The sequence below is a fragment of the Amycolatopsis sp. 505 genome (assembly GCF_031625235.1).
GTDB lineage: Bacteria > Actinomycetota > Actinomycetes > Mycobacteriales > Pseudonocardiaceae > Amycolatopsis.
In genome coordinates this window covers 93,589-118,165 of the sequence record NZ_JACKQP010000012.1, presented here as the reverse complement: position 1 = coordinate 118,165, position 24,577 = coordinate 93,589, and the positions used below count along the sequence as shown (strand labels likewise).

At 71.8% G+C, this 24,577-nt stretch carries 22 protein-coding genes and 2 pseudogenes; 15 read left to right on the top strand and 9 right to left on the bottom strand.

Annotated features, from left to right (window positions below):
- Positions 1-24: 24 nt before the first annotated feature.
- Together H5965_RS37895 and H5965_RS37890 are read right to left on the bottom strand one after the other, a co-directional pair.
- Positions 25-1,221 carry a cytochrome P450 gene (locus H5965_RS37895; protein WP_310975858.1) on the bottom strand — a complete coding sequence of 399 codons (1,197 nt, stop codon included), beginning with the start codon at positions 1,219-1,221 and terminating at the stop codon, positions 25-27.
- 87 nt (positions 1,222-1,308) lie between these two features.
- Positions 1,309-2,037: an SDR family oxidoreductase gene (locus H5965_RS37890; RefSeq protein WP_310975857.1), complete on the bottom strand. Its 729-nt coding sequence runs from the start codon at positions 2,035-2,037 to the stop codon at positions 1,309-1,311.
- Between the two features lie 169 nt (positions 2,038-2,206).
- Between H5965_RS37890 and H5965_RS37885 the strand changes: the two genes are divergently transcribed.
- Together H5965_RS37885 and H5965_RS37880 are read left to right on the top strand one after the other, a co-directional pair.
- Positions 2,207-3,781, top strand: coding sequence for a discoidin domain-containing protein (locus tag H5965_RS37885; protein ID WP_310975856.1), 1,575 nt, complete (start codon positions 2,207-2,209; stop codon positions 3,779-3,781).
- Between the two features lie 76 nt (positions 3,782-3,857).
- A complete protein-coding gene (locus tag H5965_RS37880) occupies positions 3,858-4,481 on the top strand; it encodes a class I SAM-dependent methyltransferase (protein WP_310975855.1) in 624 nt (207 codons plus the stop codon).
- Between the two features lie 58 nt (positions 4,482-4,539).
- Here the strand turns inward: H5965_RS37880 and H5965_RS37875 are convergent, their stop codons facing one another.
- Positions 4,540-5,556, bottom strand: a complete 1,017-nt coding sequence (locus H5965_RS37875) for a S1 family peptidase (RefSeq protein WP_310975854.1) — start codon at positions 5,554-5,556, stop codon at positions 4,540-4,542.
- A 151-nt stretch (positions 5,557-5,707) separates the two neighbouring features.
- Positions 5,708-6,004, bottom strand: a complete 297-nt coding sequence (locus tag H5965_RS37870) for a GNAT family N-acetyltransferase (protein WP_310975853.1) — start codon at positions 6,002-6,004, stop codon at positions 5,708-5,710.
- Positions 6,005-6,169: 165 nt separating this feature from the next.
- Here H5965_RS37870 and H5965_RS37865 point away from each other — a divergent pair, with 165 nt between their 5' ends.
- The 6 genes and pseudogenes from H5965_RS37865 (at position 6,170) to H5965_RS37840 (ending at position 12,874) form a co-directional block, all read left to right on the top strand.
- Positions 6,170-8,314, top strand: a complete 2,145-nt coding sequence (locus H5965_RS37865; RefSeq protein WP_310975852.1) for a terpene synthase family protein — start codon at positions 6,170-6,172, stop codon at positions 8,312-8,314.
- 150 nt (positions 8,315-8,464) lie between these two features.
- Positions 8,465-9,247: an MBL fold metallo-hydrolase gene (locus H5965_RS37860; RefSeq protein ID WP_310975851.1), complete on the top strand. Its 783-nt coding sequence runs from the start codon at positions 8,465-8,467 to the stop codon at positions 9,245-9,247.
- Entirely contained in the window at positions 9,244-9,825 is a 582-nt protein-coding gene (locus tag H5965_RS37855) for a VTT domain-containing protein (RefSeq protein ID WP_310975850.1), read from the top strand. Before H5965_RS37860 ends, H5965_RS37855 begins: the two co-directional genes overlap by 4 nt.
- Positions 9,822-11,933 (top strand): phage holin family protein, encoded by a 2,112-nt coding sequence (locus tag H5965_RS37850; protein WP_310975849.1) that lies wholly within the window; start codon positions 9,822-9,824, stop codon positions 11,931-11,933. The genes H5965_RS37855 and H5965_RS37850 overlap by 4 nt, the downstream gene beginning before the upstream one ends.
- A pseudogene (locus H5965_RS37845) lies at positions 11,930-12,133 on the top strand (ferrous iron transport protein A); the annotation flags it as partial. The gene H5965_RS37850 and the pseudogene H5965_RS37845, both read left to right, overlap by 4 nt.
- Positions 12,134-12,145: 12 nt before the next feature.
- Positions 12,146-12,874, top strand: coding sequence for a class I SAM-dependent methyltransferase (locus H5965_RS37840; RefSeq protein ID WP_310976047.1), 729 nt, complete (start codon positions 12,146-12,148; stop codon positions 12,872-12,874).
- Here H5965_RS37840 and H5965_RS37835 read toward each other — a convergent pair.
- Positions 12,852-13,652, bottom strand: a complete 801-nt coding sequence (locus H5965_RS37835) for a TetR/AcrR family transcriptional regulator C-terminal domain-containing protein (RefSeq protein WP_310975848.1) — start codon at positions 13,650-13,652, stop codon at positions 12,852-12,854. The genes H5965_RS37840 and H5965_RS37835 overlap by 23 nt on opposite strands.
- 77 nt (positions 13,653-13,729) lie before the next feature.
- Here H5965_RS37835 and H5965_RS37830 point away from each other — a divergent pair, with 77 nt between their 5' ends.
- The 4 genes and pseudogenes from H5965_RS37830 to H5965_RS37815 all read left to right on the top strand — a co-directional run bounded on the left by H5965_RS37830 (position 13,730) and on the right by H5965_RS37815 (position 17,981).
- The gene (locus H5965_RS37830) at positions 13,730-16,003 is read left to right on the top strand and encodes an excinuclease ABC subunit UvrA (protein ID WP_310975847.1); all 2,274 of its coding nucleotides are present in this window, start codon (positions 13,730-13,732) and stop codon (positions 16,001-16,003) included.
- Positions 16,000-16,803, top strand: a complete 804-nt coding sequence (locus H5965_RS37825) for a siderophore-interacting protein (RefSeq protein WP_310975846.1) — start codon at positions 16,000-16,002, stop codon at positions 16,801-16,803. The genes H5965_RS37830 and H5965_RS37825 overlap by 4 nt, the downstream gene beginning before the upstream one ends.
- 363 nt (positions 16,804-17,166) lie before the next feature.
- Positions 17,167-17,316, top strand: a pseudogene (locus H5965_RS37820) (phosphotransferase); the annotation flags it as partial.
- Between the two features lie 239 nt (positions 17,317-17,555).
- Positions 17,556-17,981 (top strand): nuclear transport factor 2 family protein, encoded by a 426-nt coding sequence (locus tag H5965_RS37815; RefSeq protein ID WP_310975845.1) that lies wholly within the window; start codon positions 17,556-17,558, stop codon positions 17,979-17,981.
- Here the strand turns inward: H5965_RS37815 and H5965_RS37810 are convergent.
- From H5965_RS37810 to H5965_RS37800, 3 genes are all read right to left on the bottom strand, one after another.
- Complete coding sequence (locus H5965_RS37810) at positions 17,971-19,134, bottom strand: cytochrome P450 (protein ID WP_310976046.1); 1,164 nt, start codon at positions 19,132-19,134, stop codon at positions 17,971-17,973. The two genes, H5965_RS37815 and H5965_RS37810, sit on opposite strands and share 11 nt — an antisense overlap.
- 98 nt (positions 19,135-19,232) lie before the next feature.
- Positions 19,233-19,835 (bottom strand): TetR/AcrR family transcriptional regulator, encoded by a 603-nt coding sequence (locus H5965_RS37805; RefSeq protein WP_310975844.1) that lies wholly within the window; start codon positions 19,833-19,835, stop codon positions 19,233-19,235.
- An 83-nt stretch (positions 19,836-19,918) separates the two neighbouring features.
- Positions 19,919-20,623: an SDR family oxidoreductase gene (locus H5965_RS37800; protein ID WP_310975843.1), complete on the bottom strand. Its 705-nt coding sequence runs from the start codon at positions 20,621-20,623 to the stop codon at positions 19,919-19,921.
- A 101-nt stretch (positions 20,624-20,724) separates the two neighbouring features.
- Here H5965_RS37800 and H5965_RS37795 point away from each other — a divergent pair, with 101 nt between their 5' ends.
- The 3 genes from H5965_RS37795 to H5965_RS37785 all read left to right on the top strand — a co-directional run bounded on the left by H5965_RS37795 (position 20,725) and on the right by H5965_RS37785 (position 23,217).
- On the top strand, positions 20,725-21,210 hold the full coding sequence (locus tag H5965_RS37795; protein ID WP_310975842.1) for a helix-turn-helix domain-containing protein: 486 nt from the start codon (positions 20,725-20,727) through the stop codon (positions 21,208-21,210).
- A gap of 115 nt (positions 21,211-21,325) precedes the next feature.
- Positions 21,326-21,880: a snapalysin family zinc-dependent metalloprotease gene (locus tag H5965_RS37790; RefSeq protein ID WP_310975841.1), complete on the top strand. Its 555-nt coding sequence runs from the start codon at positions 21,326-21,328 to the stop codon at positions 21,878-21,880.
- A gap of 179 nt (positions 21,881-22,059) precedes the next feature.
- The gene (locus tag H5965_RS37785) at positions 22,060-23,217 is read left to right on the top strand and encodes an AAA family ATPase (RefSeq protein WP_310975840.1); all 1,158 of its coding nucleotides are present in this window, start codon (positions 22,060-22,062) and stop codon (positions 23,215-23,217) included.
- A gap of 224 nt (positions 23,218-23,441) precedes the next feature.
- Here the strand turns inward: H5965_RS37785 and H5965_RS37780 are convergent, their stop codons facing one another.
- Positions 23,442-24,446, bottom strand: a complete 1,005-nt coding sequence (locus tag H5965_RS37780; protein WP_310975839.1) for a LacI family DNA-binding transcriptional regulator — start codon at positions 24,444-24,446, stop codon at positions 23,442-23,444.
- Positions 24,447-24,577: the final 131 nt, after the last annotated feature.

The window sequence follows — 24,577 nt, the reverse complement described above, 5'->3', positions numbered from 1 at the left end:
CGGTGCCGTCACATACTCCCGAATTCAACCCCAGGCGACGGGCAGTTCCCGGACTCCGTACACGAGCGTGTTGTGCTTGAACTCCAGGTCCTCCCGCGTCACCCCCAGCCGCAAATCCGGCACCCGCCGGAACAGGCCCGTCAACGCCTCCTGCAGCTCCACCCGCGCCAGCTGCTGCCCCACGCACTGGTGCGCTCCGAACCCGAACGCCACGTGCGTCCGCGGCGACTCGCGGCCGAAGTCCAGCTTGTCCGCGCCCGTGAACACCGACTCGTCGCGGTTCGCCGAGTTCAGCGCCGCCACCAGCCACTCGCCCGCCCTCACCGACCGGGCCCCGACCTGCACGTCCGCTGTCGCGTACCGCAGCACGCCCCACTGCACCACCGACAGGTACCGCAGCAGTTCCTCCACCGCCCGGTCCGGCGAGGCGAGCACCTCGTCCCGGCCGCCCGGGTGCTCCAGCAGCAGCAGCGTGCTCAGCGCGATCATGTTGGCCGTCGTCTCGTGGCCCGCCACCAGCAGGCTCAGGCCGAGCACCACCAGTTCCTCCATGGTCAACGCGTCGGAAGCACCGGAAGACAGCCTGCTGAACAGATCGTCCTGCGGATTCTGCTGCTTGGAGACGAACAACTCGGCGAGATACCCCGAAAGCGTGTCGTACGCCTCCTCGCCTTCCTCACGCGTCGCGTCCGTGCTCACCAAAGTCGCGCTCTGCCGCTGGAAGTGCGACCGATCCCCGTACGGCACCCCGAGCAGCTCGCAGATCACCAGCGACGGGATCGGCAACGCGAAGTCCTGCACCAGATCCGCGTGGCCGGGCCGCGCGAGCATCTCGTCGAGATGGCTCTCCACCAGCGAACGCACGTACCCCCGCAGCGCCTCCACGCGCCGCACGGTGAACTCCGCGATCACCTTCTTCCGGAGCCGGGCGTGCGCGACCCCGTCGAGCTGGATGATCGAACCCGGGCTGACCTCGAAATCCAGGTCCGCGTTCGGGTTCACGTGCACCGAAGACGCGCCGCGCGAGCTCAGCGTGCGGTCGGCGAGCACCGCGCGGACGTCGGCGTACCGGGTGACCAGCCACGCGTCCATGCCCGCCGGGCAGCGCACCTTGGACGTCGGCGCGGTTTCCCGGAGGGTGGCGTAGGTCCCGGGCGGGTCGAACGGGCAGCCGGCCGGCCGGGTCGTCGGGAGGGCCGGGGTTTCGGGAGCGGCCGTCACGGCGGATCCCCTCTCTCTTCCGGTGGTTCCAACACTTCCACCATGGAGAGAACGGCGGCCGCGCGCCGCCCATCCGACCCGGATGGCCTAGCGGGCGCCGTACGCGCCGCCGTTCACGGGCACGACCTGGCCGGTGACGTGCGCGGCGTCCGGCGCGGCCAGGAACGACACCGTGGCCGCGATCTCCTCCGGGCGGCCGGCCCGCCCGTTGAACGCCAGTGCGATCCGCGGCTCCAGCCACTCGTCGGTCAGCGTGCCGTGGAAGAACTCCGTGTCGAGGACGACGCCCGGCGCGACGACGTTCGCCGTGCCCGTGGCGCCCAGCTGCCGCGCGAGGTCGGTGTTCCACGCCTCGATCGCCGCCTTCGCCGCGCCGTACGAGCCTGAGCCCTGCTTCGCCGCGATGGAGCCGAGCGTCACCACCCGCACGTTGTCCGCGAAACGCGGCTTCAGTGCCGCGGTGACGAGCACGGCGGAGAGCACGTTGGCTTCGAAGTTCGCCTGCCACGCGTCGGCGAGGCCCTTCAGGTCCCCGGGCGCGGGGGCTTCCCGGACCCGGTCGGTGTTGCCGCCGGCGTTGTTGACCAGGACGTCCACCCGCTCGGGCAGGTCCGCCAGTGCCGCCTGCACCGCCGCCGGGTCGCTCGCGTCGAAGGACACCGCCCGCGCGCCGATCTTCTCCGCCGCCGCTTCGAGGACGTCCTTGCGCCGCCCGGTGACGGTCACCCGCTCGCCCGCCGCCGCGAACCGGGCGGCGATCGCCAGCCCGATGCCGGTGCCGCCCCCGGTGACCACGATTTCCCGCTGTTCGCTCATGCCGCCATCTTCGCCGAGAACTCCCGGCGGCCACGCGATTTTCCCGGCGAGCGGGACACGAAACCGCATTCGTTAGGAAACTTTACGAATAGGTCTTGACGCACCGGCGAACCCCGGCGAACCTGGACGCACGCCGCAGTCATCGTCCGCCCAGTCCCCCGGAGGCAGCATGACCCGGCGCGCGCTCGTGCTCGTCGTGACCCTGTTCCTCGCCCTGGCCACCGCCCTCGCCGGCGGAAGCACGGCCGCCGCGGCGACCACGCAGCCCACCTTCCTCACCTTCTACGGCTGGTGGGACAACACCCCGCCCGGCGGGGACATCTCCTACCCGCAGATCCACGGCACCGCGGGCGGCAAGGGCACCTACGCCGACCCGATCACCTTCGCCACCAGCAGCGACGAACTCAAGCCCGGCACCAAGGTCTGGGTGCCACGGGTGAAGAAGTACTTCATCATGGAGGACGGCTGCGACGAGTGTTCCGACGACTGGAACGGCCACGGCCCGAACGGCGGCCCCGGCCTGCGCCACATCGACCTCTGGCTCGGCGGCAAGGGCGGCAGCGCCTTCGACGCGATCGACTGCGAAGACGCGCTCACGCACTACAACGCCGACAACACCCCGGTCATGGAACCGGTCGTCGTCGACCCGCCCTCGAACGAACCCTACGACGCCACGCCGATCTTCGACACCAGCACCGGTGAATGCTGGGGCGGCGCGCAGCCGAACACCACGGTCGGCCAGTACAAGAACAACTCCACCGGCACCTGCCTGGCCGCGCCGGGCAGCGGCAGCACGCTGAAAGTGGCCGCCTGCACCGGAACCGCCGAGCAGCGGTTCACCTTCCACGGCGCGTTCCTGGTGATCGACGACAAGTGCGCGGGCATCTCCGGCAGCTCGATCGTGCTCCAGACCTGCACCGGCGGCCCGGCCCAGCAGTGGTCGATCAACCCGGACGGCACCATCTCCGACATCCAGTCCAGCAGCAAGTGCTTCCGCGCCTCGGGCACCACCCTGACCGCGGGCAGCTGCTCCGGCACCCAGGCCCGCTGGACGTTCACCGCGGCCGGCACCCCCTCGGGCCTCAGCGTGACGCCGTCGTCGGTGTCGGTCGCGCCGGGCGCCTCGGCGACGGCCACCGTGACCTCCACCGACGCCGTCACGCTCTCCGCGAGCGGCGCTCCGGCGGGCGTCACCGTGGCCTTCTCCCCCGCGTCGGTGCCCGCCGGCGGCTCCTCGACCGTCACGGTCGCCGCCGCGGCCACCGCGTCCCCCGGCTCGGCGACGATCACCCTCACCGGCGGTACGAAGACGGCGTCGCTGGGTGTCACGGTGACCGGCGGCTCGGAAAGCCTGCTCTCACAGGGGAAGACCGCAACGGCGTCCTCCACCGAATCGTCGTCCTACCCGGCGAGCGCGGCCTTCGACGGCAACCTGACCGGCACGCGCTGGGCGTCCAAGGAAGGCAGCAACGCGGAATGGCTGCGCGTCGACCTCGGCGCCACGAAAGCCGTCTCGCACGTCAAACTGACCTGGGAAGCCGCGTACGGGAAGGCGTACAGCATCCAGACCTCGGCCGACGGCACGACCTGGACGTCGATCTACAGCACCACGACCGGCAACGGCGGCACGGACGACCTCACCGGCCTGACCGGCACCGGCCGGTACGTGCGGATGAACGGCGTCACGCGTGGGACGTCCTACGGCTACTCGCTGTACGAAATGCAGGTGTACGGCGCGGGCTAGTTGCCAAACCGGCAACGAGGTTTGCCTTCCCGGGGACGTCGCCCGCATGCTCGGGGGACGTCCTTGAGGAGGAACCATGTCCCACGACCACCCGATGACCGTCGACGCCATGCTGAAGCAGGACTTCTGGGAAGCGATGTACCAGCGTGACGAGCACCGGATCTGGAGCGGGAACGTCAACGTCAACCTGCGCACCGAGGTCGAAGGCCTGAAACCCGGACACGCCCTCGACCTCGGCAGCGGCGAGGGCGGCGACGCGATCTGGCTGGCGAAGCACGGCTGGACGGTCGACGGTGTCGACATCTCGACAACCGCGCTCGCCCGCGCGGCGGAGGCCGGCGCCGAGGCGGGCGTGACGGTGAACTGGCTGCACCGCAACATCCTCGAGTGGCGGCCGGAAGCGCAGTACGACCTGGTCTCCGCGCAGTACATGCACCTGCCGCCGGACCTGCGCCGTGACGTCTTCACGGCGGCCGCGGCGGCGATCCGGCCGGGCGGCTCGCTGCTGGTCGTCGGGCACTCGCCGAAGGCGATGCGGCAGTTCGACGGCCAGAAGCCGCCGGAGGAGCTGTACTTCGAGCCCGAGGAGATCACCGGGTACCTCGGCGACCCGTGGCAGTGGGTGGTCGAGACGTGCGAGACGCGCGGCGAGGGCCACCACACCGACGCTGTCTACCGCGCGCGGCGCCTGGACGCGTGACGGAACGAGGGCCCGCTCACCTCCCCCGACGGAAGGTGAGCGGGCCCGCGGCCTTCGCTCAGGCGAGCTCGAGGCCGTAGGCCTGCAGCTCGAGGGTGAGCGGGTAGAAGTAGCTGGTCACGGTGTCGCCGCCGGACAGCGTGCCGAGACCCTTGGAGCCGTCGTAGGCCGGGCCGCCGGAGTCGCCGTGGTCGGTGTGCGCGGTGGTGCCGAACTCGTGGTTGAGCACGCCGACGTCGAAGTTGACCGACTCGTCGACCGAGGTGACCTCACCGCTGCCGCCGCCGGTGGTCGAGCCCTGCTTCTGGATCTGCTCGCCCACGGTCGGGGTGGCCGCGCTGGTGATCTGCTGGCCGGTGTTGATCTCGCCGGGGCCGGTGCCGTTCGGGCGGGTCAGCAGGCCGGAGTCGGCGCCGGGGCAGTCGCTTTCGACGACCTGCGCGCCGGAGACGTCGCCGCCGGACCAGGTGCCGCCGAGGTTGGTGCAGTGGCCCGCGGTGAGCAGGAACGGCGAGCCGCCGCGCGTCACGTTGAAGCCGAGCGAGCAGCGGCCCTGGCTGTTCTGGATCGCGTCGCCGTCCGCGATGTACAGCGACAGCTTGCCGGTGCGGTGCTCGACGCGGACGCTGTCGCCGTACTTCGCGGCGGCCGCGGAGACCTTGTCGGCGGTCTCCTTGCTCGCCGCGTCGTACACCTTCACCACGACCTGGTTGGTCTTCGTGTCGATGCCCCACGCGGTCTGCGGCACGTTCTTCACCGCGTCCAGCTGGTTCTTGACGCCCGTGAGCGCCGCGAAGGTGTGCTTGACCTTCTTCGCGGTGAAGCCGGCGGCCTGCACCCGCTGCACCGCGGCGTCGTCGACGACGTTCACCACGGCCTTGCCGTTTTCGAGGTAGATGCCGCCGGACGCGGTACCGAGCGCGTCCGCCACCTGGGTGGCGCCCGCGATGGCATTGGCCTGCAGTTCGGCGAAGGCCAGGGGGGACGCGGTGGCCGCCGAGGCGCAAACACCGCTGGTCAGCGCGGCGGCCGACAAGACGGCGAGGGTCTTGAGGGCGGTCTTCCGGGGAGTCATCAACTTCCTCCAGGTTGCCGTTCGAAGCCTGTGCCGACACTTTCGTTGCCAGGCAACCAACGCACTACCGACGAAGGTTGGTTAATAACCAAGCTATCCGGACATACCTCTCAGATCGCCCCGAACGGCGTAACGCGTCTCCCCTTCCGGCCTACTCGCGCGGCCAGCGGACGTGGTCCTCGTACCCCGGGTTCTTCCGCAGGTACCCGGCGATGAACGGGCAGACCGGCACGATCGTCCGGCCGTGGGCGACGACGTCGTCGAGCGCGCCCGCGGCCAGGACCTTGCCGAGGCCCTGCCCGGCGAAGGCGTCGTCGATCTCGGTGTGGGTGAACACCGTCAGGTCGCCGCGCCGGTCGTACTGGGCGATCCCCGCCAGCTTCTCGCCCTGCCACAGCTCGTAGCGGTTCTCGTCCGGGTTGTCGGCCACCCGGTTTTCGTCGGTCATCTGCTCTCCTCGCTCGCCGGACTCCCCATCGTGCGACGGCCCGCCACCGCGTGCCGATCGGGCCGGGAAGCCCGCTGGGCCGGCCGGGGGAAGCGGCCGTCCCGTTCGTGTGCATCCCGGCTGTTCCCCTTGGCGGACACCGCGGCCGGCTGGTTGCCTCGCGGTGTGCCTGAACAGCCGTTCGTCCTCCCCGAGTTCTACCTGCCTCACCCGGCGCGGCTGAACCCGCACCTGGACCGGGCGCGCGAGCACAGCAAGGCGTGGGCCCGCGAGCTGGACATGATCGACGTGCCGCAGCACGGCACGGTGATCTGGACCGAGCACGACCTCGACGCCCACGACTACGCGCTGCTCTGCGCGTACACCCACCCCGACGCCGGTGCCGGCGAGCTCGACCTGATCACCGACTGGTACGTCTGGGTCTTCTACTTCGACGACCACTTCCTCGAGCTGTACAAGTGCACCGGCGACATCGAGAGCGCCCGCGCCTACCTCGACCGGCTGGAGCTGTTCATGCCCGCCGAGGGCGAGATCACCGCGACCCCGGAGAACCCGGTCGAGCGCGGCCTCGCCGACCTGTGGCACCGGACGGTCCCGCAGCGGTCGGCCGGCTGGCGGCGCCGGTTCGCCGCCAGCACCAAGGCGCTGCTGGACGAGTCGCTGTGGGAGCTGGCCAACATCAACGAAGGCCGGCTCGCCAACCCGATCGAGTACGTCGAAATGCGGCGGAAGGTCGGCGGCGCGCCGTGGTCGGCGAACCTGGTCGAGCACTCGGTGCACGCGGAAGTCCCCGGCGCGATCGCCGCGTCCCGGCCGATGGAGGTCCTGCGCGACTGCTTCGCCGACAGCGTCCACCTCCGCAACGACCTGTTCTCCTACCAGCGCGAAGTGCAGGACGAGGGCGAGCTGTCCAACGGCGTGCTCGTGTTCGAGAAGTTCCTCGGGCTGGGCACCCAGCAGGCGGCCGACGCGGTCAACGACCTGATCACCTCCCGGCTGCACCAGTTCGAGCACACCGCGCTCACCGAAGTGCCCGCGCTGCTCGACGACCACTGCGTCGACCCGGCGGCGCGCGCGGCGACCTTCGCCTACGTGAAAGGCCTGCAGGACTGGCAATCCGGCGGACACGAATGGCACCTGCGGTCCAGCCGGTACATGAACGAAGGCGCGCTGGCCGGCCGCGGCACGTCCGCGGCACGCATCTTCGCTTCGGTGCTCGCGACCGCACCGCAACGGCTGCGGGCGTACGGCTCGACGCCGTTGCGCGCGACCGACGTCCCGCGGCCGTCGCTCGACCTGCCGTTGCCGCCGCGGCTCAGCCCGCACCTCTCCGCGGCCCGCGCCCGGAACGTCGACTGGGCCCGGCGGATGGGGCTGCTCGACGGCGTGGTGTGGGACGAGCGGAAGCTGCGGGCGGCCGACCTGCCGCTGTGCGCGGCGGGCATCCACCCGGACGCGACGGCCGACGCCCTCGACGTCACGAGCGACTGGCTGACCTGGCGCACCCACGCCGACGACCACTACCCGCTGGTGTTCGGCGCGACGCGCGACCTCGCCGGCGCGAAGGCGGCCAATCGCCGCCTGTCGGCGTTCATGCCGGCGGACGGCGCGCCGATGCCGGTGCCGACGACGCCGCTGGAAGCGGGCTTGGCCGACCTCTGGCCGCGCACCCCGGCGGAGAGCCGGCCCGCCGTGCGCCGGGCGGTCGAGGCGATGGCGGCCGGCTGGCTCTGGGAGCTGGCGAACCAGGCCCAGAACCGCATCCCGGACCCGATCGACTACGTCGAGATGCGGCGCCGGACGTTCGGCGCGGACCTCACGATGAGCCTCTCGCGCGGCCACGCGGTGCCGCCGGCCCTGCAGCGCTTGCGGCCGGTGCAAACGCTCAAGCACGCGGCGGCGGACGTGGCCGGCCTGGCCAACGACCTGTACTCCTTCCGCAAGGAGGTCCAGTACGAAGGCGAGCTGCACAATGCCGTGCTGGTGGTGCGGAACTTCCTGGACTGCACGGAGGAGCGCGCGGCCGAGGTGGTCGCCGACCTGATCCACGCCCGCCTGGCCGAGTTCGAGCACGCGGCGGCGACCGAGCTGCCGGCCCTGTACCGCGACGACACCACCGAGGAGACGCTGCTCGCGTTCGTCCAGCAGCTGCGCGACTGGATGGCCGGAATCGTGCACTGGCACGAAAACACGGCCCGCTACACCGAACCCGAGCTGGGCTACCACCCCACACCGGCCCCGGTCTTCGGCGGCCCGACCGGCATCGGCACGTCCTCACTCCGCATCTCCGCCCTGCTTCCGACCCCCTGACCGCCGTGTCGACCCTCCAATCACGCGTGTCGACCCTCCAATCACGCGTGCCGACGCTCCAATCACGCGTGCCGGCTTCCCGATCACACGCCGGCGTTGCCCTGGCCACTCCGCCGGGCATTCCCCGCCGGGGGAGGTGATACTCGGGGCGTGAGCGGCTTCAGCCTGCGGTTCCTCGGCCATTCGACCGTCCGCCTGGACCTCGGCGGCCGTGTCCTCCTGACCGATCCCGTGCTCACCGCGCGCGTCGGCGGGCTCGTCCGGGTCGTTCCCCCGCCGCCGCCCGAGAGCTACGCCGACGTCGACCTCGTCCTGCTGTCCCACCTGCACGGCGACCACCTGCACCTGCCGTCGCTCAAGCTGCTCGGCCACCGGACCCGGATCGTCGTCCCCCGCGGGGCGGGCTCGTGGCTCGGCAAGAAGGGCTTCCGCAACGTCGAGGAGATCGCGCCCGGCGAGACGCTCACCGACGGCGGTGTCACCATCACCGCCACCGAGGCCATCCACTCCGGACACCGGTGGGGCCCCCGCCTGACGCACGGGCCGCAAAGCCCGGCGCTCGGCCACCTCATCGAGGGCGACGGCAAGAAGGTCTACAACGCCGGCGACACCGACCTCTTCGACGGCATGCGCGACCTCGGCCCGGTCGACGTCGCCCTGCTGCCCGTCTGGGGCTGGGGACCGAACCTCGGCCCCGGCCACCTCGACCCCGCCCGCGCCGCCCAGGCCGCCGCGCTGGTCCAGGCCCGCGCGGCCGTCCCCGTGCACTGGGGCACCCTCGCCCTCCCCGGCGTCCGGCGCACCGCCCGGATGCGACGCCTGCTCGCCGATCCGCCGCGCGTGTTCGCCGCCGAAGTCAACGGCCGGACCGAAGTGCTGTTCACCGAGCCCGGCGCCGACGTCGTCCTGCCCGCGCCGAAGGACCGCTCGTGAACTGGACCGACCCCGCCGCCATCGGCTACCCCGCGGTGTTCGGCGGCGTGCTGCTCGGCTCGATCGTCCCGATCGTGCCCACCGGCGCGGTCGTCGGCGCCGCGGCCGCCGTCGCGACGACGACCGGCCACCTCTCCCTGCCGCTCGTGATCGTCCTCGCCGTCCTCGGCGCGTACGTCGGTGACGTCGTGACGTTCGGGATCCCGCGGCTCGGCAGCGAAGCCGCTTTCCGCTGGATCAGCCGCCGCCAGCCCGCCGAACGGCTCGAGAAGGCCCGCGAGCAGTTCGCCCGCCGCGGCTGGCAGCTCGTCGTGATCGGCCGGCTCGTCCCGGCCGGGCGCATCCCGGTGCTGCTCGCCGCGGCCGCGCTGAGCTACCCGTGGCGGCGCCTGCTGCCCGCCGCGCTCGGCGCCTGCGTGCTCTGGGCCTGCGCCTACGCCGTGCTCGGCATCGTCTCCGGCGGCATCTTCGACTCGCCGCTCATCGCGACGCTGCTGGCGACCGTGCTGGTCCTGCTGGTCACCGTGCTGGCCAACCTGATCGCCCGGTGGCGGCGCAAGACCAAGGAGCCGGTGTGACGACGACCGCGCCGAAGGGCAGGCTGCTGCGCGGCGGCCGGGCCGTCGCCCGCGCGGTGGCGGTCTGGATCGCGGTGACCGGCGCGCTGCGCCTGCTCGACGTCCTCCTGCCCGGCTTCCGGATGACGCACTGGTGGCAGCCGACGGTCTGCGCGCTCCTGCTCGCCCTGCTCACCGCCGTCGTCTGGCCGCTGGTCATGCGGATCGCCTACCCGCTGGCGTTCTTCACCTTCGGCGGCTTCGGGTTCCTGCTGCTCGGCGCCGGAACCCTCGCCGTCTTCCGCACGGTTCCCGGCGTCGAGGTCGCCGGCTTCCGGACCGCGGTGATCGTGACGCTCGGCATGGCCGCGGTCGGCGCGCTCATCTCCAGCCTGCTCGCCGTCGACGAGGACGAGATCTTCTTCCGCCGCGCCGCCCGCCGACGACGACGTCACCACCACGAGCCCGGCACCGAGCTTCCGCCCGGTGTGCTGTTCCTGCAGATCGACGGCCTCGGGTACGACACCGTCCGCCGCGCGATCCGCGACGGCGACATGCCGACCTTCGCCGCCTGGCTCGCCGAGGACAGCCACACGCTGAACCGGTGGCACACCGACTGGAGCTCCCAGACCGGGGCCAGCGTCTGCGGCATCCTGCACGGCTCCAACCACGACATCCTCGGTTTCCGCTGGTACGAAAAGGACCGCGACCACGTGATGGCGTGCGCGCACCCGGCCGACGCGGCCGAGATCGAGGCGCGGCACTCCGACGGCCGCGGTCTCCTGGCCGGTGACGGCGCGAGCCGCGGCAACCTCTTCTCCGGCGACGCCGCCCACGTCAGCCTCACCATGAGCTCGATCCCGGTGCTGGTGCCGAAGAAGCTGCAGCGCCGGCACCGGGACCGCGTCGGTGCGGGCTACTACGCCTACTTCGCGAACCCGGTCAACGCGCTGCGCACGTTCGCCGTCGCGCTCGTGGACGTCTTCCGCGAGATCAGCGCGTCGGTCCGCCAGCGCCGCGCCGGCGTCGTGCCGCGGATCCCGCGCGGCGGCTGGTACCCCCTGGCCCGGCCGGGCACGACGGTGATCGCGCGGGACGTCGTCGTGTCGGCGATCCTCGGCGACATGCTCGCCGGCCGGCCCACGGTGTACGCGGACTTCCTCGGCTACGACGAGGTCGCGCACCACTCCGGTATCGAGCGGTTCGACACGCTGTCGGTGCTGCGTTCGATCGACCAGCAGATCGCGCGGCTGCACCGGGCGAGCAGGCTGGCCCCGCGCCGCTACCACGTCGTGGCGCTGTCGGACCACGGCCAGACCCAGGGCCAGGCGTTCTCACAGCGGTTCGGCGAGACGATCGAGGCGTACGTCGGCCGGCTGTGCGGCGGGTCGCCGTCGCCGTCCGCCGGCAAGCGGCGGCAGGCCGAGAGCTGGCAGATCAACGCGGCCCTGGCGGAGGCGACCAAGAGCGGCGGCCTGATCGCACGCCGGCTGCGTGCCCGGGTGGAGGACGCGGAGTGCGCCGAAGACCGTCCGCGCACGGCGTCCGGCTCGCCGGGCGCGGTGACCCGCGTGGCGCCCGGCGTGGTGGTGGTCGTGTCCGGGCACCTCGCGATGGTGTCGTTCACCGAGCACGAAGGCCGCGTCGAGCTGGAGACGATCGAGCGCGAGTTCCCGGACCTGCTGCCGTCCCTGGTGGACCACCCCGGTGTCGGGTTCCTGCTGGTCCGCAGCCGCGAGTTCGGCCCGGTGGTGCTGGGCCGCGACGGCCTGCACCGGCTCGCCACCGGCGTCGTCATCGGCGAGGACCCGCTGACACCGTACGGCCCGCACGCGGCGGACCTGATCCGCCGGGTGGACACCTTCCCGCACTGCGCGGACGTGATGATCAACAGCCGCTACGACCCGGAGCCGGACCAGGCGTCGCCGTTCGAGACGCACGTGGGTTCGCACGGCGGGCTGGGCGGGCCGCAGCAGCGGGGTTTCGTGGTGCACCCGCGTGAACTGGCGTTTCCCGGCGAGGTCGTCGGGGCGGAGGCCCTGCACCGGGTGTTCCGCGGCTGGCTGACAGAGTTGGGCCACCCCGAGCCGGCGGACGCCGGGGCCTCGGTTTCGGAGGTGGTTTCGTGAAGCTGCTGCGGGAACTCCCGCTCGGCACGCGGGTCGTCGTGCGCTACCGCATCGACGGCGGTTTCACCGACGCGCTCGGCGACCTGGTGGCCCGCGACGACGTCTCCTGCACGATCGGGACCCGGCGCGGCCCGGTCGTGGTGGCGTTCTCCGCGGTCACGCTGGCCAAGCCGGCGCCTCCGCCGCCGGTCCGGAAGTCGAAGTTCGACACCCTGGTGGCCGAAGCGTCCGCGGTGTCCGTCGACGGCTGGGACTTCTCCTGGCTCGACGGCCGCGCCACCGAGGCCCGCCCTTCGTGGGGCTACCAGCGCCTGCTGGGCTCCCGGCTCGCGGTCGCGGAAGCGGCCCTCGACCTGGAGACCGGCGGCGGCGAGGTCCTCGACGGCTGCCCGTCCCTGCCGCCGGTCACGATCGCGACGGAGTCGTGGCCGCCGAACGTCGCGAAGGCGTCGGCCCGGCTGCGGCCGCGCGGCGCCCTGCTGGTGGCGACCGCGGGATTTCCCTTCCGCGACAACGCGTTCGACCTGGTCAGCAGCCGGCACCCGGTGACGACCGACTGGCGCGAGATCGCCCGCGTCCTGCGGCCCGGCGGAACGTACTTCTCCCAGCAGGTCGGCCCGGCGAGCGTGTTCGAGCTGGTCGAGTTCTTCCTCGGCCCGCAGCCGGAGGAGGCCCGCAACAGCCGTCACCCCGACCACGCCGTGCGGGCGGCCGTGGAGGCCGGGCTCGAAGTGACGGACCTGCGTTCGGAGTCGCTGCGCACGGAGTTCTCCGACATCGGTGCGGTGGTCTACTTCCTGCGCAAGGTGATCTGGATGGTCCCGGGGTTCACGGTCGGGCAGTACCAGGACAAGCTGCGGGAGCTGCACGAGCTGATCGAGCGCGACGGCCCGTTCGCCGCCCACACGACCCGGTTCCTCATCGAGGCCCGGAAGCCTTGACGATCGCGGCTTCGACGCCGTCCAGGAGCAGTTCCAAGCCCGCTTCGAACGACAGCCGGGCCTCGCGCTCCAGGTAGGGCTCGTCGGACCCGGACGCCTCGTACTCGCCCTCTTCCCCCAGGCGGGCCACCGTCGGGAACCGGGCCGGGAGGTCCGGCGCCAGCTCCGCCAGCAACGCCGACCGCGCGTACCACCAGTCCTCTTCGGACTGCCCGGTCTCGCGCGCCGCCTGCCGGGATTCCGCCGCCGCTTGGACCGATCCGCGCACGATGTTGAACAACGCCGCCACCACCCAGCGCACCCGGGACAACGGCAAGCCGGTCGAGGCCAGGACGGAAAGCAGCGTCTCCTGGACGTGGAACTCCCCCGGCCCGAGCACCGGCCGCGCCGGCGACACCTGGAGCAGCCACGGGTGCCTCAGGTGCAGGTCCCACAGCGCGTCGGCCAGCGCCAGGGCGGCCGCACGCCACCCCGAAGAATCCGGGAACGACGACGGCAGCTCACCCAGCGTGCGGTCGTACATGAGGTCGACCAGCTCGGTCTTGCCCGGCACGTACGTGTAGAGCGCCATCGCCGTGCGGCCGAGCCGTTCGCCGACCGACCGCATCGACAGCGCCGCCATGCCGTCGGCGTCCGCGATCTCGATCGCCGCCGCGACGATCGCCTCGACGGACAGGCCCGGCTTCGGCCCCGGGCCGGTGCGCGGCGCCACCACGCGCGGCCCCCACAGCAGCTCCATGGACCGCCGGGCGTCGCCCTGACCCGCGAAGACGACCACCTTGCCGACTCCTTACACCCTAAAGTAATGTACGCTGGAGAATCACTTTACGCCCTAAAGTATCAAAGAAGGACGGTATGACTTCACCCAGGCGGGCCGCCGACACCCACGACGTGATCGAGGTCCGGGGGGCCCGGGAGAACAACCTGACCGGCATCGACCTGGACATCCCGAAGCGCCGGCTCACGGTGTTCACCGGTGTCTCCGGCTCCGGCAAGTCGTCCCTGGTCTTCGGCACCATCGCGGCCGAGTCCCAGCGGCTGATCAACGAGACCTACAGCGCCTTCCTCCAGTCCTTCATGCCGAGCCTGTCGCGCCCGGACGTCGACCTCCTGGAGAACCTGAGCGCGGCCATCGTCGTCGACCAGGAGCGGATGGGCGCCAACTCGCGCTCCACGGTCGGCACCGCGACCGACGCCTACGCCATGCTGCGGATCGCCTTCTCGCGGCTCGGCGAACCGTACGTCGGCACCTCCGGCGCGTTCAGCTTCAACCTGCCCGAGGGCATGTGCCCGGCCTGCGAGGGCCTCGGCCGGGTCTCCGACCTCGACGTCGACGCCCTGCTCGACTTCGACCTCTCGCTCAACGAAGGCGCGATCCAGGTGCCGGGCTTCACGCCGGACACCTGGTACGTGCAGACCTACCTCTCCTCCGGCTTCTACGACCCGGACGCGAAGATCCGCGACTTCACGCCGGAGCAGCTGGACGCCCTGCTGCACAAGGACTCCTGCAAGGTGAAGGTCGGCAAGACCAACGTCACCTACGAGGGTCTCGCGGTGAAGGTCCGGCGGCTCTACCTGCACAAGGACGTCGAATCGCTGCAGCCGAAGCTGCGGGCGTTCATCGAGAAGGCCGCGACCTTCGCCACCTGCGGCGAGTGCGGCGGCGCCCGGCTCAACCAGGCCGCGCTGGCGGCGAAGATCGACGGCAAGAACATCGCCGACTGCGCCGCGCTGCAGATCAGCGACCTCGCCGAGTTCGTGCGCAACCTCGACGCGCCGTCGATCCGGCCGCTGCTGGGCAACCTGCGCGACACCCTCGACTCGCTGGTCGAGATCGGTCTCGGCTACCTTTCCCTCGACCGCGAGTCCGCGACGCTCTCCGGCGGTGAGGCGCAGCGCGTGAAGATGGTGCGGCACCTGGGTTCCAGCCTCACCGACGTCACCTACGTCTTCGACGAGCCGACCGTCGGGCTGCACCCGCACGACATCGAGCGGATGAACAACCTGCTGCTGTGCCTGCGGGACAAGGGGAACACGATCCTGGTCGTCGAGCACAAGCCGGAGACGATCCGGATCGCCGACCACGTCGTCGACCTCGGCCCCGGCGCGGGCACCGACGGTGGCCGGCTCTGCTACACCGGCAGCGTCGACGGCCTGCGCGCGTCCGGCACGCTCACCGGCCGCCACCTCGACCACCGGGTGACCCTCCGGGACCAGGTCCGCACGCCCACCGGGCACGTCTCGATCACCGGCGCTCGCCTGCACAACCTGAAGGACGTCGGCGTCGACGTCCCGCTCGGCGTGCTGACCGTGGTCACCGGGGTGGCCGGGTCCGGGAAGTCGTCGCTGATCCACGGCTCCCTGGCCCACCGTGACGACGTCGTCGTGGTCGACCAGTCGGCGATCCGCGGGTCCCGCCGGTCCAACCCGGCGACCTACACCGGCCTGCTCGACCCGATCCGGGCGGCGTTCGCCAAGGCCAACGGCGTCAAGGCGAGCCTGTTCAGCGCCAACTCCGAGGGCGCCTGCCCGAAGTGCAAGGGCCTCGGCGTGATCTACACGGACCTGGCGATGATGGCCGGGGTCGCGTCGGTCTGCGAAGAGTGCGAGGGCAAGCGGTTCACCCCGAAGGTGCTGACGTGCGAGCTGCGCGGCAAGAACATCAGCGAGGTCCTGGCGATGTCCGTCGCCGAGGCGCGCGAGTTCTTCGCGGGCGGCAGCGCGCGGACGGTCCTCGACCGCCTCGCCGACGTCGGCCTCGGCTACCTGACCCTCGGGCAGCCGCTGACCACGCTGTCCGGCGGCGAGCGGCAACGGCTCAAGCTCGCGATCCGGATGGCCGAACAGGGCTCGACGTACATCCTCGACGAGCCGACCACCGGGCTCCACCTCGCCGACGTCGACCAGCTGCTGGCGTTGCTCGACCGGATCGTCGACGCGGGCAACACGGTGATCGTCATCGAGCACCACCAGGCCGTGATGGCCCACGCCGACTGGCTGATCGACCTCGGCCCCGGCGCCGGCCAGGACGGCGGCCGGGTCGTCTTCGAAGGCACCCCGGCCGCGCTCGTCGCGGACGCCTCGACGCTGACGGCCCGCCACCTGCGCGAATACCTGGGGAAGCCGTGAAGCCGACCGGACTGCTCGAGGTGACGGCGGTGCGCCGGGTGACGCCGCGCGTCGTGCGCGTCACCTTCACCGGCGACGGCCTGGCCGAGCTGGAGGCGTGGCCGGACCAGCAGCTCAAGCTCCTGTTCCCGCCGCCGGGCCGCCCGGTGCGGCTGCCACCGGCCGACGACGACGTCATGCGCTGGTACCAGGCGTACCTGGCGATCCCGGCGGACGAACGCCCGGTGATGCGCAGCTACACGGTGCGCGCGCGGGACGGCGACACGATCGACGTGGACTTCGTGCTGCACACCGGCCACGCGGGCCCGGCCACCGCCTGGGCCGCGCGGGCGGCGGTGGGGGACGTCCTCGGCCGGTACGGGCCGGACCCGGCGTACCGCCGTCCACTGTCCACAGCGGACGGGCTGCTGTGCGCGGGCGACGAGACGGCGATCCCCGCCGCCGCGTCCATCCTGTCCGAAGTGGACAATGCGGTGGTCTTCCTCGAGGTCGCGGACGCGGCGGAGGAGCAGCCGCTGCCCGGCGTCCGGTGGCTGCACCGGGACGGCGCCGAGCACGGCAGCCGGCTGCTGGACGCGGTGCGCGGGACGGCCCTCCCGGAAGCGGCGTGGCTGGCCGGGGAGGCGTCGACGGTCCGTGCGCTGCGCCGCCACCTCGTCGAACGCGGTCTGCCCAAGAGCGCCATCGAGTTCACCGGCTACTGGCGGCGCAGCCTGACCCAGGACGACGCCCCGACGCCGGACGACCTGGCCGACGCGGCGGAAAAGCTGGAAGACTCGGCGGGGTGGACGGGGAGCTGACGGCAGCGGGCATCGACCCGGCTTCGGTGGTGGCGGCCGAGGACCTCGGCGGCGGGACGTACAACCGGGCGGTCCGGGTGACGCTGGCGGACGGACGGCGGCTGGTGCTCAAGATCGCGCCGTCCGGGCCCGGCCTCACGTACGAGCACGACCTGCTGGCGACGGAGGCGGAGTACTACCGCCTGGCTTCCGGGCCGTTGCCGACGGTGGTGGGTGCGGGGCCGGGGTTCCTGCTGATGACGGAGGTGCCGGGGACGCCGTGGAACCGCACGCCCGGCACCGGCCCGCACCTGCGCACCGAGCTGGGCGCCATCGTGGCACGCCTGCACGAGACGACCGGCGACGGCTTCGGCTACCTCCAGGACCCCTGCACCCGACGTGGTGCGCCGCCACGAGCCCCTGCTGGCATCGGTCACGACACCGGTGCTGGTCCACTTCGACCTGTGGCCGGGCAACATCCTGGTCCGGGACGGCCGGGTGTCGGGCATCATCGACGCGGAGAGGGCGTTCTGAGGCGACCCGGCGGCGGAGTTCGTCTCGCTGACGCTGTTCCACGAACCGGACGAGCCATTTCTGGCGGGATACGGCACGGGCGCCTTCGACGCCCCGGCCCGGCGGAGGCTGACGTTGTACCGGGTTTACCTGGGCCTGAGCGGTTCGTCTCGGCGTGGCTGGCGGAGAACCTGGCCGCCTTGGGATGACGTCGCGAATCCGCCAGCCCGCCGAGGCCGCGCGCCGTTAGGGTCGCGGACATGCCGAGCCGCGACATCGTCGAGAACGCCTGGAAAGCCTTCGCCACCCACGACGCGGACCGGATCGCCGCCGTCTTCACCGAGGATGCGGAATGGCTGGCCCCGCCGGGCAACGCCACCGCGGTCGCCCTGGGCGGCCCCTCGCACCTCGTCGGCCGGCCGGCGATCGTGCGGTTCCTCGCCGAGGACTTCCCGCGCTTCTTCGCCGGCGACGTCACCGTGACGTTCCACGGCTTCCACGCGGACGGCGACCGGGTGGTCGTGGAGGAGACGATGACGGCCACCCTGGCCAACGGCAACCACTACGCCAACGACTACTGCTTCGTCTTCGAACTCCGCGACGGGCGCATCCACCGCGTCCGCGAGTACATGGACACCGCCCGCGGCCACCGCATGGTCTTCGGCGAGGCCGCCGTCACCACGTGACCGGCAGGCTGTGCACGCCGTACACCAGCATGTCGTCCTTGAAGGACAGCTCCTCCATCGGCACCGCGAGCCGCAGTCCCGGGATGCGGCGGTACAGCGTCCCGTACACCACCTGCAGCTCCACCCGGGCCAGCGTCTGGCCGAGGCACTGGTGCACGCCGTACCCGAACGCCACGTGGTGGCGGGCTTCGCGCGTCACGTCGAGGCGGCCGGGGTCGTCGAACACCGCCGCGTCGCGGTTGGCCGCGTCGCCCGCCGCGATGATGCCTTCGCCCGCGCGGATCGTCTCGCCGCCGATCTCGATGTCCTCGGTCGCCACGCGGCGGCGGCCCGTGTGCGTGATGTTCAGGTAGCGCAACAACTCCTCGACCGCGCGGCGCAGCACGTCCGCGTCCCCCGTGCGCACCAGCTCCAGCTGCGCGGGGTGCGCCAGCAACGCCACCGTGCCGAGGGCGATCATGTTCGCCGTCGTCTCGTGGCCGGCCACCAGGAGCAGCTGACCCGTCGACGCCACCTCTTCGGCCGTCATCTTCCCCGTCGCGTACTGCGTGACCGCCAGCTTGCTCAGCACGTCGTCACCCGGGTCGGCCACCTTCCGCTCGACCAGGCCGCCGAGGTAGGCCAGCAGTTCTTCGGTGGCTTCCACCGCCTCTTCCGGCGTCGCCGTCCTCGACACCATCACCTTCGTGATGTCCTGGAACAGTTCGCGGTCTTCGTACGGCACGCCGAGCAGTTCGCAGATCACCAGCGACGGCACCGGCAGCGCGAACGCCGGCACCAGGTCGACCGGCTTCGGGCCGGCCAGCAGCCCGTCGACGAGGTCGTCGACGATGCGCTGGATCGCCGGGCGCAGCGCCTCCATCTTCTTGACCAGGAAGTCGCCGGTCAGCAGCTTGCGCCGGGCCGCGTGCTCGGCGCCGTCCATGGTGATGAACGACTTCGCGCGGTGGCGGCGGGCCGCCGAAGCCGCGCTCTGGTGCGGGTAGCCCGGGTGGTCGGAGTCGGCGCTGACCCGCGGATCCCGCAGCAGCGCGCGGACGTCGCCGTAGCGCGTCACCAGCCACGGCGTGCTCCCGTTCCACAGCCGCACCCGGGACACCGGGGGCAGCTCGGCGAGTTCGGCGGGCGGGTCGAAGGGACACCGCCGGGTCATCGGAAACGCGGGCACGCCGTCCACCGGACACCTCCCGGAGCCGTCGGAAATTTACGTAGCTATGCTAAGCATCTTCCCGCGACCCCGCCACCGTCCGATCAGGCGAACACCAGCGACACCAGCTCGTCCACGAACGGCTCCACCAGCTCGGCCCCGGTCCGGTTCAGCGCGCTGTGGAACAACGCGACCCGGCCGTGCGCGCCGACGAACACCACCGCCGCCGCGCGGCCCGGGGTCACGCGCAGCTCGCGGCCCGCCTCGACGCAGCGCTCGAAGCCCGCCGTCAGCCGGTCGATCACGTCCAGCAGCGGGCCCGTCGGACGGGTGCCGGGCTCCAGGTCGGACGCGCCGTTCGCGAGCATCAGCCGGTAATGCCCCGGATTCTGCATCGCGAACGCGCAGTAGGCGTGAATCTGCGCCCGGATCCGGCCGACGGGGTCGGTTTCGCCGATTGACTCCTCCGCCGCGCGCATGGAATCGGCCAGCCGCGCGTATTCGTGGTCGAGCAGCCCGCGAACCAATTCCGCACGGTCGGAAAAATGCTGGTAGATGCTCGCCGGGGCGATGCCGACGGCGCGGGCGACGCCGCGGATCGTCAGCCCGTCCTCGCCGCCGAGCTCGGCGAGCAGCCGGCCGGCCGCGGCCAGGATCTCGCCGCGCAACCGTTCGCCTTCGCCCCAGCGGTTTCTCGTCCGTCCCATTCCGGCTTCGACGCGTTCCGCCACCCGCCTATTCATACGCCCGCGCCGGAGACCCCGGTATTCCGGGGTCGGCGAAAACGCCTTCAGGAAACCAGCGCGGGGTACAACCCGGTGAGATCTCCGGCGAGCCCGGCCCGCACGTTCCGGCTGACGTCGTCGGCGAGCACCTCGAACCGGCCGTCCTCGACGCCGTCCAGGGCCAGCCCCGCCACGACCGCCGGATCGACCTTGGGACCGTCGACGTCCTTGGCCATGTCGGTGTCCATGTACCCGACGTGCAGCGCGGTCACCTGCGTCTTCTGCGGGGCCAGCTCCAGGCGCAGCGCGTTGGTCAGTGACCAGGCCGCCGACTTCGCCGCGGAGTACGCCGCGACCCGCGGGGCGGTGAACCAGGAAAGCACCGAAAGCACGTTCAGCACCGCGCCGCCGCCGTTGCGCTCCAGGACCGGCGCGAACTCGCGCGTCACGGCCAGGGTGCCGAAGAAGTGCGTGTCCATCTCCAGCCGGATGTCCTCGATGGACCCGCCGAGCAACGACGCCCCGGTCGACGAGCCGGCGTTGTTGACCAGCAGCGTGACGTCGCCGGCCAGCGCGGCGGCTTCCCGGATCGACTCCGGGTCGGTGACGTCCAGCTTCAGCGGAACCACCCCCGGCAGGTCGATCGACTCCGGATTCCGCGCGGCGGCGTACACCTTCGCCGCACCCCGGTCCAGCAGTTCCACGGCGAACCGGCGGCCGAGGCCCCGATTGGCTCCGGTGACCAGCGCCACCGCACCCGAGATCTCCATGACGAACTCCTCTCGCACCTGGCTTGCTCGTTGCAAGCTAGCTGAGGACGACACTACGACGTAGACTTGCTTCAAGCAAGTCAGGTCGAAGGGATCACACGATGAGCCGTCGCATCACCTGGGCGGACGCCGCCTGCCCGATCGCCCGCGCCGCCGACGTCCTCGGCGAGCCGTGGACGCTGCTGATCCTGCGCAACGCCACCGCGGGCACCACCCGGTTCGAGGACTTCCGCGCCCAGCTCGGCATCGCCGACAACGTGCTGACCACCCGGCTGGCCAAGCTCGTCGACCGCGGCCTGCTGACGAAGCTGCCCTACCGCGACGGCGGCCGCACCCGCCACGAGTACCGCCTCACCCAGGCCGGCTCGGACGCATTGCCGGTGCTGCACGCCCTCGGCACGTGGGGACACACCTACACCTCCTCGGAAGCCGGGCCGACGACGCTGGTCCACACCCGCTGCGGGCAGGCCACCCGGCCGGGCGCGAAGTGCGACGCCTGCGGGAAACCCCTGGCCAGGGGCGATCTGGCGTGGCGCGGATCCTGGCTGGGCGAAGGCGAGATCCCGCTGGCCGATCCGGTCGGCTGAGCCGAACGGCCCCAAGCCGGTACGAAAGTCGGGTCACAAACGCCGGGCGATTCCGTAAGTTCGACACCCAGCGCGCGCAGACCCGGTAAATTCCCCACGGCAAGGAGTCGTCCCGATGTCCAGGAAGTACCTGCTGCCCGGAGCTGCCGCCGCCCTGGCGATGATCGCGACCCCGCTGACGGCCGGCCCGGCCTTCGCGGCCCCGGAAGCGGCCACGATCGTCTACTACGACACCTCGGACGCCCCCAGCTTCCGCGACGTGATCAACGCGGGCGCGGCCCACTGGAACGCGGCGGTGTCGAACGTCAAGCTCCAGGAAAGCTCCTCGGGTGCGTCGCTGCACTACACCGAGGGCAACGACCCGCGCGGGTCGTACGCCCAGACCGACGGCCACGGCAGCGGCACGATCTTCATCGACTACACCCAGGCCCAGCAGTACGACCAGACCCGCATCGCGGCCCACGAAACCGGGCACGCGCTGGGCCTGCCGGACCACTACGAAGGCCCGTGCTCGGAACTGATGTCCGGCGGTGGCCCCGGCCCGTCCTGCACCAACGCCGACCCGAACGCCCAGGAGGCGTCGCAGGTGGAATCCCTGTGGGCCAACGGCTTCACCGGCGCCCGCAAGGCCGCCTCCCGCGTCTACGAAGTCACGATGCCCGTGCGCTGACGGGCTTCACGCGTGCGCGAAGGGGCATCACGCGTGATCGGGGCGGCATCGGCGTGCTGCCCATAGGTCACGCGTGATGCCCCGGGGCGGACGAGCCGCTCACCGCAGCCCGCCGATCACCGGCCGACGGCCGCGGCCGGGCCGCCTTCCGCGCCGCCGGACAGGCTAGGTTCGGGGACATGCTCACCACGCTGGCCGTCGAGAACTACCGCTCGCTGCGTGACCTGGTGCTGCCGCTGTCCGGCCTGACCGTCGTCACCGGGCCGAACGGCAGCGGCAAGTCGAGCCTGTACCGGGCACTGCGGCTGCTGGCGGACGCGTCCCGCAACGGCGCGGTGGCGGCACTGGCCCGGGAGGGCGGGCTACCGTCGACGCTGTGGGCCGGCCCGGAGAACGGCGTCCGCCGGGGCACCACACGGGTCCAGGGCAAGGTGCACACGAAGGCCGTCGGGCTGCGGCTCGGCTTCGCGGGCGACGAGTTCGGCTACGCGCTCGACCTGGGCCTGCCGGTACCGGGCGCGACGCTGTTCAACCTCGACCCGGAGTTCAAGCGGGAAGCGGTCTGGTCGGGCCCTTACTTGCGGCCGGCCGCGTTGCTCGCGGACCGCGCGGGCCCGTCGGTGCGCACGCGCGTGACGTCCGGGGCGTGGGGCGACGAACGGTTCAAGATCCGGTTGACCGACAGCATGCTGAGCGAGTTCGCGGACCCGCGGGCGTGCCCGGAGCTGGTGGTGCTGCGCGAACGCATCCGGTCGTGGCGGTTCTACGACCACTTCCGCACGGACGCCGGCGCCCCGGCCCGCCAGCCCCGCATCGGCACGCGCACGCCGGTGCTGTCCCACGACGGCGCCGACCTCGCGGCGGCCCTGCAGACGATCATCGAGGTGGGCCGGGCCGCGGAGCTCGAGGACGTGATCGACGCGGCCTTCCCGGGCTCGACCGTGGAGGTGCGCCGCTCCGAGGACGGCCTGCTGTCGGTCGAGTTCCGCCAGCACGGCCTGCTGCGCCCGCTGTCGGCCGCGGAGCTGTCGGACGGAACGCTGCGGTTCCTGCTGTGGGTGGCGGCCCTGCTGACCCCGCGCCCGCCGGAGCTGCTGGTGCTGAACGAGCCGGAGACGAGCCTCCACCCGGACCTCCTCCCGGCCCTGGCGACGTTGATCGCCACGGCGGCGAAGGAGACCCAGCTGGTGGTGGTGTCCCACGCCCGGCCCCTGATCCGCGCCCTGGCCGAGGTGACCGACGTGGGCACGGTCGAGCTGGAGAAGGAGTACGGCGAGACGAAGGTGTCCGGCCAGGGCCGTCTGGACCGCCCGTCCTGGCACTGGCCGGCCCGCTGACCCCCGGCTCGCGTACCGGAACGGACGACACGCGTACCCAGCGGGCCGACACGCGTACCGGAACGGACGACACGACGAACCCCGGCCCGGAGGGCGTGTCGTCCGGCCAGGTACGCGTGTCGTCCGGCCAGGTACGCGTGTCGTCCGGCCAGGTACGCGTGTCGTCCGGCCCGGAGGCCGTGTCGTCCGGCCGGGTACGCGTGTCGTCCGGGTGGGTACGCGGGTCAGCGGCCGCCGGTGCTTTCGCGGATCTCCAGGGCGAACGGGGTCTGGATGTCCTGCGGCGGGGACGTCTTGTCGCCGGTGATGCGGCGGTGCACGAGGTCCACCGCGGCCTCCGCCAGGGCCGTTTTGTCCGGCGCGATCGTCGTCAGCGACGGCAGTGAGAATGCGCTCTCTTCGTTGTTGTCGAAACCCACGATCGCCACGTCCTCCGGCACCCGCAGGCCCAGCTCGGCCACCGCGCGCAGCGCGCCGATGGCCAGCAGGTCGTTGAAGCAGAACACCGCGTCCGGCGGCGAAGGCAGGGCCAGCAACGACTTCATCGCCGCCGAGCCCACCGAGCGGTGCCACTTCTCCGCCGGGGCCACCAGCGTGTCCGAATAGGACAGACCCGCCGCGGCCAGCGCCGCCCGGTAGCCGGCCAGGCGCTGCGACGACGTCCCGCGGGAGGGATTCCGCCCGATCGCCGCGATGCGTGTGCGCCCCAGCGAGGCCAGGTGGGACACCGCCGTGCTCGCGGCCAGGACGTTGTCGATCGCCACGTGGTCGATCGGCACGTCCACCGCGTGCTCGCCCAGCATGACCAGCGGGATTCCGCCCGGGTCGGCCGGGAAGTCCGCCGCCTCCAGGGCTTCCGGGTGGACCAGGGCGCCGTCGACCAGGTGCGGCCCCAGCGACGAAAGCGTCTCCCGCTCCCGCGGCCGCGTCCCCTGCGTCTGTTCGATCAGGACGCTCCAGCCGCGCTTCTGCGCCGCCGTGATCACCAGGCCGGCCAGCTCGCCGAAGTACGGGATGGACAGCTCCGGCACCATCAGCGCCAGGAAGCCGGTGCGGCCGCGGCGGAGGTTGCGCGCCCCGACGTTCGGCCGGTACCCGGTCGCCGCGAGGGCTTCTTCGACGCGCCGCCGGTTCTCCGGCTTGACGAAGGCGTAGCCGTTCACGACGTTCGACACCGTCTTCACCGACACTCCGGCAAGCGTGGCGACGTCCTTGAGCGTCACGGTCACGGGCGGTCCCTTCAGAGAGTGAGCACGAAGTGTAGCCAACGGCTGCCGGTTTACAACGTTGTTCCAACGATGTAAAAAGTACCCCAAGGCTCCCGTGGTGACCCCGATCACCCCGGCGAGCGGGTCACCAA

Bases quoted from the DNA above. Each gene is read 5' to 3' on its own strand.
- H5965_RS37890 (WP_310975857.1), bottom strand. From the start codon at position 2,037: ATGAGCGAACAGCGGGAAATCGTGGTCACCGGGGGCGGCACCGGCATC.
- H5965_RS37885 (WP_310975856.1), top strand. From the start codon at position 2,207: ATGACCCGGCGCGCGCTCGTGCTCGTCGTGACCCTGTTCCTCGCCCTG.
- H5965_RS37880 (WP_310975855.1), top strand. From the start codon at position 3,858: ATGTCCCACGACCACCCGATGACCGTCGACGCCATGCTGAAGCAGGAC.
- H5965_RS37875 (WP_310975854.1), bottom strand. From the start codon at position 5,556: ATGACTCCCCGGAAGACCGCCCTCAAGACCCTCGCCGTCTTGTCGGCC.
- H5965_RS37870 (WP_310975853.1), bottom strand. From the start codon at position 6,004: ATGACCGACGAAAACCGGGTGGCCGACAACCCGGACGAGAACCGCTAC.
- H5965_RS37830 (WP_310975847.1), top strand. From the start codon at position 13,730: ATGACTTCACCCAGGCGGGCCGCCGACACCCACGACGTGATCGAGGTC.
- H5965_RS37815 (WP_310975845.1), top strand. From the start codon at position 17,556: ATGCCGAGCCGCGACATCGTCGAGAACGCCTGGAAAGCCTTCGCCACC.
- H5965_RS37810 (WP_310976046.1), bottom strand. From the start codon at position 19,134: ATGACCCGGCGGTGTCCCTTCGACCCGCCCGCCGAACTCGCCGAGCTG.
- H5965_RS37805 (WP_310975844.1), bottom strand. From the start codon at position 19,835: ATGGGACGGACGAGAAACCGCTGGGGCGAAGGCGAACGGTTGCGCGGC.
- H5965_RS37800 (WP_310975843.1), bottom strand. From the start codon at position 20,623: ATGGAGATCTCGGGTGCGGTGGCGCTGGTCACCGGAGCCAATCGGGGC.
- H5965_RS37795 (WP_310975842.1), top strand. From the start codon at position 20,725: ATGAGCCGTCGCATCACCTGGGCGGACGCCGCCTGCCCGATCGCCCGC.
- H5965_RS37790 (WP_310975841.1), top strand. From the start codon at position 21,326: ATGTCCAGGAAGTACCTGCTGCCCGGAGCTGCCGCCGCCCTGGCGATG.
- H5965_RS37785 (WP_310975840.1), top strand. From the start codon at position 22,060: ATGCTCACCACGCTGGCCGTCGAGAACTACCGCTCGCTGCGTGACCTG.